General features: G+C 53.0%; 9 protein-coding genes and 1 tRNA gene. 5 read left to right on the top strand and 5 right to left on the bottom strand.

Features of this window, described 5'->3' with window-relative positions; all coding sequences use genetic code 11:
- The first annotated feature begins 335 nt into the window (after nt 1-335).
- Nucleotides 336-479: a hypothetical protein gene (locus JE47_RS21785; protein WP_160173282.1), complete on the top strand. Its 144-nt coding sequence runs from the start codon at nt 336-338 to the stop codon at nt 477-479.
- Nucleotides 480-540: 61 nt separating this feature from the next.
- On the opposite strand, the gene JE47_RS0111525 is transcribed toward JE47_RS21785, so the two are convergent.
- Complete coding sequence (locus JE47_RS0111525; RefSeq protein ID WP_031459903.1) at nt 541-1,086, bottom strand: DUF7226 domain-containing protein; 546 nt, start codon at nt 1,084-1,086, stop codon at nt 541-543.
- A 768-nt stretch (nt 1,087-1,854) separates the two neighbouring features.
- Between JE47_RS0111525 and JE47_RS0111520 the strand changes: the two genes are divergently transcribed.
- On the top strand, nt 1,855-2,952 hold the full coding sequence (locus JE47_RS0111520; protein WP_031459902.1) for an NAD(P)-binding domain-containing protein: 1,098 nt from the start codon (nt 1,855-1,857) through the stop codon (nt 2,950-2,952).
- Between the two features lie 271 nt (nt 2,953-3,223).
- Nucleotides 3,224-3,299, top strand: a tRNA-Arg gene (locus JE47_RS0111515).
- Between the two features lie 200 nt (nt 3,300-3,499).
- Here the strand turns inward: JE47_RS0111515 and JE47_RS0111510 are convergent.
- The 4 genes from JE47_RS0111510 to JE47_RS0111495 all read right to left on the bottom strand — a co-directional run bounded on the left by JE47_RS0111510 (nt 3,500) and on the right by JE47_RS0111495 (nt 7,804).
- Nucleotides 3,500-3,790: a helix-turn-helix transcriptional regulator gene (locus JE47_RS0111510; protein WP_031459901.1), complete on the bottom strand. Its 291-nt coding sequence runs from the start codon at nt 3,788-3,790 to the stop codon at nt 3,500-3,502.
- Nucleotides 3,791-3,903: 113 nt separating this feature from the next.
- Nucleotides 3,904-5,238 (bottom strand): DUF5010 domain-containing protein, encoded by a 1,335-nt coding sequence (locus JE47_RS0111505; protein ID WP_031459900.1) that lies wholly within the window; start codon nt 5,236-5,238, stop codon nt 3,904-3,906.
- Between the two features lie 91 nt (nt 5,239-5,329).
- Entirely contained in the window at nt 5,330-7,489 is a 2,160-nt protein-coding gene (locus JE47_RS0111500) for a sodium:solute symporter family protein (RefSeq protein ID WP_031459899.1), read from the bottom strand.
- A gap of 33 nt (nt 7,490-7,522) precedes the next feature.
- Complete coding sequence (locus JE47_RS0111495) at nt 7,523-7,804, bottom strand: DUF4212 domain-containing protein (protein WP_028459820.1); 282 nt, start codon at nt 7,802-7,804, stop codon at nt 7,523-7,525.
- A gap of 363 nt (nt 7,805-8,167) precedes the next feature.
- Here JE47_RS0111495 and JE47_RS0111490 point away from each other — a divergent pair, with 363 nt between their 5' ends.
- Both JE47_RS0111490 and JE47_RS0111485 read left to right on the top strand, forming a co-directional pair.
- A complete protein-coding gene (locus JE47_RS0111490) occupies nt 8,168-9,145 on the top strand; it encodes a deoxyhypusine synthase family protein (protein WP_031459898.1) in 978 nt (325 codons plus the stop codon).
- 299 nt (nt 9,146-9,444) lie between these two features.
- Complete coding sequence (locus JE47_RS0111485; protein WP_035419380.1) at nt 9,445-10,995, top strand: potassium/proton antiporter; 1,551 nt, start codon at nt 9,445-9,447, stop codon at nt 10,993-10,995.

Below are 10,995 nucleotides of genomic sequence, written 5' to 3'. Positions count from 1 at the left end.
AAGCCGCGTGGGCATGGTCAATGCGCCAGGTGGAGGGGGACTCGTGCTACGGCACGCACCGGAAACTGAAGGCGCTGAATATGATCTTTGCCGATTCACCATGCTTCAGCCAGCCAAGATTCGTACTACGGCACGAACCTGCTCCCCCGCATCTTTCCCCTTCGCGGATATGGTTGGATGAGATTGAAACGGACTTGACACCCACTCTAACCGATGCCTGTGATGAAGAGCATAATAGTCGAAAAAGACCAACCTTGTGACGATAATGAACACACGCTGTCAGTGCGTGCTGCTCTGTGTTTGCCCTACCGTTTGATGCAGGAAACACCGGACAGGTGAGAGCAACCAATACGGTGACGAACACGATAACGGCGATAATTGGCGATGTGGTCTGGCACGAGTATATCGTAAGGGTTGAGCGAGCAATACGGTATTGGGTACGATTAACTCACACACCAGCCCTGACCTTAGTGCTGTAGCGGTAACAAAAATGCTGCGTAGATACACGGCAAGATCGCACCCTGGCGTTCGCTACACCGCTTACGCACCGGTAGCGAAAGAGACCGTATTTGATGGCATCACCGAAGGGGTAACCGGTAACGCAGGCCCACAGTAGAACAACCGGTTGTCACGCCAGTCGGCCAACCCAATCTCGGTCAACCAGGCAATCACCGTTGAAGCACGGCGTTGAGCTGTTGAGTCGGCAAGTGGGGCAAGCTTTTGCAAGATACGAGCAACATCGTTACGGGTAAGTCCTTCGGGAGCGCCCCGCAAAGCAGCGATCACTGATCGAGTTGGTTCATAGCGGAACAACTGGCGACGTAGCGCAGCACGTTGATCGGCGCGGTTATAGCGGACAAAAGCGAGACCAAATTTGGTGAGCTGGGCTGTTTCAGCCTGTTCGCCGATCTCGATCAGCCCGATAATGCGAGCAGCCTGCATGTAGTAGAGTCCCTGACGCTGACCTTTTGCACCGATGTAGGCACCAATATCTTCAGCCGTCACTCGTCCACGTGCAATTGCTTCAGCTACACGCGCTACATCCCAAAGGAGATCAGCCTGCGGAATATCAACTGAGGTCAGCATCACGTATCCTCCTCTTCCTTGCACGTACCTGCTCGTCGTCTATCATTACCATATCATATTAGAACGTTTGTGTCAATAGGAATTTTCAACATGCTTTCTCTTTCCAGGCAGTGGCGAGGTGAAGAGAGAGGGAGAGAATTGAGGAGTGAGCAGAATTGAAGCAATTCCCAACCCGTCTGCAATGCATGCGACAGCGTACAGCTTCCGGTTCTGACGAACCTCACGTTTCTCGTCTGGCCGATTATGCCCGTCTCTATACCGTTCAGCACGGGTTCAATTCTCCTGGCGGGGTGTTCGTGTGCTCATCCATGGTTTTCAAACATACCAGGTTCATGTTCGTGCAGATGAATGCGATACGCAGTGTATGCACCTTCCGTTCCATACCAGACAGTGCTTCATGCGAAGTGCTGTTTACTATCCATCGGCTCTCGTTGACGATTGCACGCACAGCGATGGTGTTCATACCCCAGGCACTTGAACGCATCTTCACCCGACCCGGAGGGAAATCAGGATGGGGTGATGGAGAGGGGGACGCCTTCTCCAACGGTGGGATGCCAGGAGGAAGGCGATGCGGGGGCATTTCCCCCAGATAATCGCGGGTGATCAACTCGGTCACCGACGATACATCGAAGTTGAGAACGCTAAAAACGCCTCATTTGAAATACACTCCTCCGCTCTCCCTTTTCTTCATTGCCCTTCTCGCTTCTCACGCTCAATTACGGGTATGATACATGTGGCACGAGTACAGTTATAAAATGGAGGCAACAGATGACAGGATATGAGGAATTACCGCTAACGGCGTCACATGAAGTAGCAATTATCGGCGCCGGGCCAATCGGGCTTGAACTGGCAGTCTGTCTTAAACAGGCTGGTGTTGACTATATTCAGTTTGATGCTCATCAGATCGGCTATACTATGACCTGGTGGCCGCGGAATACGAACTTTTTCAGCACCACCGAACGCTTAGCGATTGCCGGTGTACCAATTCAGAATAACCATCAGCAGCGCATTACCGGTGAAGAGTATCTGGCATACTTGCGTTCGGTGGTTGAGTTGTTCGATCTCCATGTCCACACCTACGAGCCGGTTACTGAATTGGTACGTGATCAGGATGGCTTCACGCTGATTACTCGACCAATCAGTGGTGAACGGCGCTATCAGGCTCGAAAAGTCGTACTGGCAATCGGTGATATGCACTATCCGAATCGGCTCGGTATTCCCGGTGAAGATCTACCACACGTAAGCCACTATTTCCATGATCCGCACGAGTATTTTCGCCGTCGGTTGTTGATTATCGGCGGGAAGAATTCGGCGGTTGAGGCAGCACTACGTTGCTGGCGAGCGGGTGTACAGGTAACACTGGCGTATCGACGTGCGCAACTTGATCCCAATCGGGTGAAACACTGGTTGCTGCCAGACTTTATGGCTCAGGTTGAAGCTGGAACAATTCGATTTTTAGCGCAGACAAGCCCGATAGCAATTGATACGGGCGGTGTACTGCTGGCGCATACCGATGACGATGGTCAACCGACGGCTGAACAGTTCTACTATCCGACCGATTTTGTGCTGCTGGCGACCGGCTTTCGTGGCGATCAACGTTTGCTTGAACAGGCAGGCGTCATCTTGCAAGGGCCGAATCGGGTGCCGGTTTATAATCCGGCAACGATGGAAACCAATGTTCCTGGCTTATATCTAGCTGGTACGGTTGCTGCCGGTATTCAGCAACGTTATACCCTCTTTATCGAGAACTGTCACGAACACGCTGGCAAAATTACGCAGGCAATTACCGGACGTTGGCCAGCACGTTTAGGTGATGTAACGAGCCGTAATTACCAGCTTAGCTTCGAGCAGATTGCGGCGAACTGAGTCTTCGGATGCACAGAGCTTTTCAATAGCCGATAGAGGTGGTGCGAGGTGTGAGAAGTGGCGCGATTCCCAACCGCCCCATGCCGCGTCGTTACCGAACATACCTGTCCGTACCCGTAGGTCACCATCCTCCCCTGCTTCGGGAGGAGACTGGGGGAAGGTGAGGAGGGCATGCCTCTCCTTTCCTTGCCCCCGGTGGGAGCAGAGGAGACAGTCTCTACCAGAGATCTCTTGCCAGAATCGATGATTTTGCAGTATAGTATGGGCGTGCGGGGCTGTAGCTCAATGGATAGAGCACCGACCTTCTAAGTCGATGGTTGCGCGTTCGAGTCGCGCCAGCCCCGCCAGTTTCCCCAGTATGTTCGCTCGTGCAGCTACCAGAACCTAGCAGGCTTAGTGTCAGAGGTTGAGTCAGGCTGTTCGTATAACCGCAGCGTGCGCGGAATGAAGATATGCGCATCCGCTTGCGCTCAATCTTGCGTCTCTCCCTCAATATCGAGCAGAGTACGTTCAAACACTCTCGAAACGATAATCCCCACTTCCTACCTCATTCCCCGGCAACAACAGCACCATTGGCAAGCACTGCCAACAACTCGCGTAGCGTAATTCCTTGCAACGTTGGATGTCGTAGCGAACGATCTCCATAGATCGTATAGTAGTTATGCCGACCCTCACGCACGTGCGAGATGTACCCTTCCTCGTGCAGGTCGTGAAGAATTCGTTGCACAGCACGTTCGGTAATGCCGACCATCTGTGCAATTTCTTGAGCCGTGGCCCGCGGATTACGGGTAATACACAGCAGAACATAAGCGTGATTGGTCAGAAACGTCCAACTCATAGAACAATCTTTCTAGGCGCACAAGGCAAACACCTGTTTCATAATGGTATTGTACCAGTGTTTGACCGGCGTGAGAGGGAAACGTTACCCGCAATGTTTTCTGTCTTTATCCATTACGGCAACGGGGTAAAGTGCGCACGCCATTCACGGATGATCTGAAGGTAGAAATCGGGGGGAAGGGAACGACCCTCACGGTCGGTATAGGCTGCCAGCGCAACAGCGGTATTTTCTGGCCACTCATTCCACGTCTCGATCAACACCAGATCGGTATCGCGGGGAATAGCCGCCAGGCTGGTACGCAGGAATGCTCCGGGTTCCACCGACCCACCGCCTGGTGGCTCATCGCGTGGTTGAATGCGCGGCTCGCGTACTCCCGGAATGCGTGAATTGTCGAAACCAGGGCCAACACTGCTTACCTTGAACCCACGCAACTCACCAGTGTACGGCCCCAGCAGAGCCGTCCCCCAACGATAGACACCATCAGCTACTTGTGCACTATCCGGTAAACCAGATGGCGGTGCTAATGCCTGGGGATTCAGCCAGGTCTCTTCCAGAATCAGCCAGGGTTCAACGCCAAAATCGGCCCGAAATGCATCCTTCACCGCTCGCCACAAGGTACCACTCAGCTCCAGATTATCACAGCACAGAGCAGTGTAAGTAATAATGATGGGTCGTCCATTGATAGTGGCCCACATCTCGCGTGGTACCCGGTTGAAGAAATCGCGAATGTGCAGGTTGTAGAAGAAATAACCGCTCCGCGGATCACGCAAGGGGAGACGTGGAACATCAGGCCCAAAACGGTACCCTTGGCCAAGGAACTCTTGATACATTCCCTGTTGGGCGGTGGTATCGAGAAACATCCCGATTGCCAGAGGTTGTTCAAGCACACCGTTGGCCTGCACCAGGAGATCAAGCCGATCATTGCGAAACCACGGATGCGGATGATCGCCCCAGCTCACCGGAAAGACCATATCAATACCGGTTGCTGCCATTGTCCGCAGCTCTTGCTCGTACCAGTCGTAGTTATACGAAGAGTAACTGAAGCCATCACGTGGATCAGGATCGCCGGGAAGTGGTGTCAACCATCCCGGTGGGACGGCAAGTAGTTGCCTCGCATCACATTCTTGCTGTGGACAGTTATACCAGTAGAAGAAGAAGGTGCCGAGAGGCGGTTCACGGCGCAGAGTCTGTGCCGTCTGAGCAGGGGCGGTAGCTGTTGGGATAACTGGGGTCGGAGACGAGGGTATGATCGTCGGTGTAGGGGGTAATGTGGGTGTTGCCCGACCTGTCGGTGATGGCAACACCGGTACTGGCGTCTCAGCAGGAACCGCAGATGGTGACGGATCAACCACCTGGAGCGGACTACAGGCTACCAGGATGGTGAACAGTAAAACGACAGCAAGCCAATACGTTATGATGCCGATTGAAAAACCACTGCGCTGCTTCATACACCAGCAGTATAGCACATCCGAATCGGTGAGGGAAAGAAAAATAGCGTGGGAATAGTTTCCCACGCTACCAACTGTTCAGATAACTGGTTTACTTCGCCGGCGCCATCTTATCGATCATCTTAGACATACCCTCGTCATCGGTAATCGGGTTGCGCAGATTGTCTACTAGGTCCTGAATCTCTTTCGATGGTTCCTTCGTGAGCAAGCTCACCACCACAATCAAGATAATCGCCACTGGCAGACCAAAGATACCGGCGCCGAGATGTGAGATGCCAAGGACATTGAACGCTGGATTGACGTAGTTATTCGCCATGTAGAAGAGTGTAACGGCCAGACCACCGATCATTCCAGCAATGGCACCGGGGCCATTCGCACGCTTCCAGAAGATACCGAGCAACACGACCGGGAAGAATGTCGAGGCAGCCATCGAGAAGGCCCAGGCCACCATTTGGGCGATTAGGGCGAGGCGTGGCATTGCCAGGAGTGCAGCAATAACAGCAGCTACCACAATCATCGACTTACCCAGCACGATACGAGTGTTGAGGCTGGCCTTGGGGTTAATCGTGCGGAAGTAGATGTCGTGGGCAATCGCCGATGCAATCACCACGAGCAGACCGTCAGCTGTGCTGAGTGCTGCTGCCAGACCACCCGCTGCGATCATCGCGCCGATCGTGAAGGGGAGACCAGCAATATCCGGGGTCGAGAGCACGACCAGGTCGCCATCGATTCCATCAGCCGCAGCGCGGCCCAACTCGTTAAGCTGCAAGATGCCATCGACCCGTGCCTTCGTTACCACCGTACCAGAAATCTCACCAGCGCGACCCTTGCCCTCACCGATGTCCTCCCATTCTCCAAGATCGATCTTGCCATTGCCGTTCGCATCCTCAACGACCAGTGATTTGGCATTGATTAAGTTCTTCACCCAGCCCGGTTCTTTACCGATCTCAACTCCATCGAGAACCTTCAGGTCACGAATCACGATCAGACCGTTGCTAGCCCAAGTCTTCGTCCAACCGGGCAACTCACTGATCTGCTTACCGACCACATTTTCCAGAATTTGCCAGCGCGAGAAGGCAGCGTAGGCAGGCGCAGTAAAGTACAAGAGGAAGATGAAGAAGAGCGACCAACCAACGCTCATTCGGCTCTCACGAACGCTCGGCACAGTGTAGAAACGAATGAGGATATGTGGCAGACCGGCAGTCCCCAGCATGAGACAGGCCATCAGCGCGAGGAAGTTCCAGGGTGTACCACGCCAGTCACCCAACTCCGGCTTCTTAGGGTCTGGAATTGTTTGTGCAGCCGGTGGGGTCAGATTCAGCCCGAACTGTGTGTTGAGCTGCTTAACAGCATCGACTGCGGCAGCGTTGCTAAGGCCCTCGTTAAAGGGTGGAATATAACCACTGGTAATAAATTTCCCAGGGACTACTGGTGACTCGGTCTTCTTCGACAAACCCTGCTGAACTTCCAGCTCTTGAATCCGCTGAAGGGCCTGACCATAGCTCAACTGCGGAATCGGGAAACCAGTAAGCTGAATTGACAGAGCCGTTACCGGAATCAGGTATGCGGTGATCAGAATGATATATTGAGCTACCTGCGTCCAAGTTACAGCCTTCATTCCACCCAGGAACGAACAGACCAACACCCCCGACAGCCCAAGAATGACACCGATGGTGTAGTCAACGCCAACAAAGCGCTGCATGATGAGACCGACACCAACTACCTGTGCCGTAACGTAGGTCAGTGAAACAATGATCGCGCAGATGGCCGCTACAACCCGTGCCGTATTACCACCGAAGCGAGCACCAACGAAGTCAGGTATTGTGTACTGACCGAACTTGCGCAGATACGGCGCGAAGAGCAGCGCCAGCAGCACGTAGCCGCCCGTCCAGCCCATAATGTAGGCCAGACCATCGTAGCCGAGTAGCCAGAGAGTACCGGCCATCGAAATAAACGATGCCGCGCTCATCCAGTCGGCGCCGGTGGCCATGCCGTTGAAGACAGCCGGCACATTACGCCCAGCAACGTAGTATTCATCGAGCAGCTTGGTTCGCGAGAGAATACCAATCGTCGCGTAGAGGGCCATCGTTAGCAACAGGAAAATCCAGCCAATAATTTGGGTGGGTAAGCCGGCCAATACCTCCAGCAGCAACATTAGCAGGCTAAAGCCGATAAAACCAATCGTAAAGTAACCGTAGTAGCGTGCTAACCGGTTACGAAAAACGCTCTGGCTCTGAGCTGAAGCAGACATCAGTTCTCCTCCTTTGAAGATGAAAAGACTTTATTAGCGGTCACGATCACTCAAACCGTACTTGGCATCCAACTTGTTCATTGCGTAAGCGTAGTAGAAAATTTCGACGACGAAGACAATGAGCGATCCCTGACTGCCCATGTAGTAGCCGAGCGGAAAACCGGCAATGACGATGTTATTCAATGCTTCGACGAACAGGACTGGCACATACGAAACGGCAAACCAGATCACTAACAGAATGGTGATCAGGCGCAGATTCTCTTGCCAGTACCGACGGTTGCGCTCCGCCACCGGGAGCTTCGTTAGATCCGACATAGGACCTCCTTTAACGTGCTACACTGCTGCTTCCAGACGATGCACTCCGACCATTCCTGACCATACCAGTACTACTCACAAACCTGGTGAGAGGTGCCACATTCCATGGTTGGCAACAACAGTGCACTGGCTGGTATACAACATGCCGGTTATGCATCTCATATCGCGGTGAGATGATTGTAGCAATCCTTTTTCAGCACAGGTTAAGTTTTTTGTAAAGTTTTGGTAAATTATCCCTTGGTTTCAAGTGGAAAACCTCACAAGTAACGGGAGGAAGGGATGAAGGTGCTATAATCAGCAGGCGTGAGCATACAGTGCCTCATAAGATGCAACAGGACAAATGAGCAGAAAGGACATACAGCAATGACCAAAGGATCGGTTAGCCAGTTCATTCGTCATCATTTTCGGCATTTCAATGCGGCTGCATTAGTTGACGCCGCCGAGGCGTATCGCCGTCATCTCGATCAGGGTGGAAAGATGATGATTACCCTGGCCGGTGCAATGAGCACTGCCGAACTCGGCCTTTCCCTGGCCGAGATGATCCGGCAGAACAAAGTACATGCGATTTCCTGCACCGGCGCCAATCTGGAAGAGGATATTTTCAATCTGATCGCCCACGACTTCTACGAGCGAGTGCCCCATTATCGCGACCTGAGTCCGCAGCAAGAACAAGAGCTGCTGGAACGCCATATGAATCGAGTGACCGATACCTGCATTCCTGAAGAAGAAGCGTTGCGGCGCCTCGAAAAAGCCCTGCTCGATGAGTGGACGCAGGCCGATCGAACCGGTGAACGCTTCTTCCCGCACGAGTTTATCTATCGCATCTTGCGCACCGGTAAACTCGAACAGTATTACCAGATTGATCCACGCGACTCGTGGGTGTATGCCGCAATGGAGCGGAACCTACCAATTTACGTTCCGGGATGGGAAGACTCGACAACCGGGAATATGTATGCTGCTCATTGTATTACCGGCGAAATCAAGAATGTCCACACAGTACGTACCGGTATCGAGTATATGATCGATCTGGCCGACTGGTACACCCGCACTTCGGCAGAAGCCTCAATTGGCTTTTTCCAGATTGGGGGCGGTATTGCTGGTGATTTTCCGATTTGTGTAGTGCCAATGTTACATCAAGATTTAGGACGCGACGGTGTTCCAGTCTGGGGGTATTTCTGCCAGATCAGTGATTCAACCACGAGCTACGGTTCATATTCAGGTGCTGTACCAAATGAGAAGATTACCTGGGGGAAACTGGCAGTGGATACGCCTAAATTTGTCATCGAATCAGATGCAACTATCGTGGCACCACTGATCTTTGCGCTGGTGCTGGGTTGGTAACGTTGCGCTATTCCATGTTTGTTCACCACACAAGGTAACTTCCTTCCCTTTCCTCGTCAAATACGCCATCTGGGGCGGGTTTTACGCTCGCCCCCACCGCTACGGTGACTGGCATAACCGGCACGAAGCGTCATGTTGTTCCTTTGTCGAGTGCAATCGATCAGGTCCGAGACGACTGTGGAGTGGAAGCAGGAAACCGTTGCCCCGCACTTCCACTCCAAACGACTATAAACTCACCGCCACTTCTCCGACGTTCCCCCGACTATGTTATGCTACTCTTACCTGCATAGAGAATACCTATGGCAAGCGAACCATTACTGCTTATAACTGGACTCCTCCTGGCGATCAGCGTCGCCGCAACACGAGCATCAAACCGGTTTGGTGTCCCAGCCCTCATCTTGTTTATGGCTGTTGGGATGCTGGCCGGTTCAGATGGACCGGGCGGCATCGTTTTTACCGATGCCGCACTGGCTCAGCTTATTGGTGTGGTGGCACTTGTCTATATCCTTTTTTCAGGAGGATTAGACACGGACTGGAAGATCATCAAACCGGTCCTCACTGAAGGATTAATTCTTGCCAACGTTGGGGTATTGGTCAGTACGCTCATCGCTGCGATTGGTGCGCACTTTATTCTTGGCTTCGACTGGCCGCTTGCTCTGCTCTTAGGAGCGATTATCTCCTCTACCGATGCGGCTGCGGTTTTTAACGTCATGCGTTCACGCGGTATTCATCTCAAACACCGACTCGAACCGTTGATCGAACTCGAGTCGGGGAGTAATGACCCTATCGCGGTGTTTCTCACCATCGGCCTGACCCAACTGCTGATGAACCCTGAATCATCACTGCTAACACTAATCCCTCTGTTCATTATTCAGATGGTGTTAGGTACAGCCGGCGGATACGCATGCGGTCGAATCATGATCTGGATTATCAACCGCATTCGCTTACAACAAGAAGGGCTGTACGTTGTGCTGACGATGGCGCTAACGCTCCTTACTTACGGCTTTACAGCCATTATTGGCGGTAACGGCTTCCTGGCAGTTTATCTGGCCGGGATCATGCTGGGCAATGCGAACATTGTTCACAAACGTTCTATTCTGCGTTTTCATGACGGAATTGCATGGCTCTGCCAGATTGCCATGTTCCTGGTTCTAGGTCTGCTCGTCTTTCCATCACAACTACCGGCGATTGCCGGGCAAGGCCTGGCTATGGCGCTCTGGCTCGTCTTTGTCGCTCGACCGATCTCGGTGATCATCGCGATAGGCTGGTGGCGGCGCTCGCTTTCCCAACTCCTTGTGATCGCCTGGGCCGGATTGCGCGGTGCAGTACCCATTGTGCTGGCAACCTTTCCTCTCCTGGCCGGGGTACCCGATGCACCACTCCTCTTCAATCTCGTCTTTTTCATCGTGCTCATATCGGTGCTCCTTCAAGGGATTTCGATCCGCTGGGTGGCTCGTCGCCTCGGTGTGATGACCACACAAGCCGAAAGCGTTGACAGTCATCTCTTCGTTCCCGAAGTAAGTGGTGCTAGCCAAATCCTTGAAGCGTACATCCCTCCCGACTCAGAACTGGTCGGTAAATCGCTGATCGACGCCGATCTTCCGCGCGGTCTGCTCGTTGTTCAGATTCAACGTGACGAAGGCTACATCATTCCCAACGGAAACACTGTCTTTGCCCCCCATGATCGGCTTGTACTGCTCGTTGCTCCCACCGCATTACCGGCAGTAACCAGACTCTGCGCCAGTTGCAGTTTGCAGCCACTCAGTCCGTTTCAGATCGGTGCTCAGGGTCAGGTTGAGTCGCGAACGGTTGCGCAAGCGGAAACGAGGAACAAATCCACTGAAATGTAG

This window comes from Chloroflexus sp. MS-G (assembly GCF_000735195.1).
Lineage (GTDB): Bacteria > Chloroflexota > Chloroflexia > Chloroflexales > Chloroflexaceae > Chloroflexus.
Note: the sequence above shows the minus strand (reverse complement) of the source record. Positions and strands in the feature narration are given on the sequence as shown.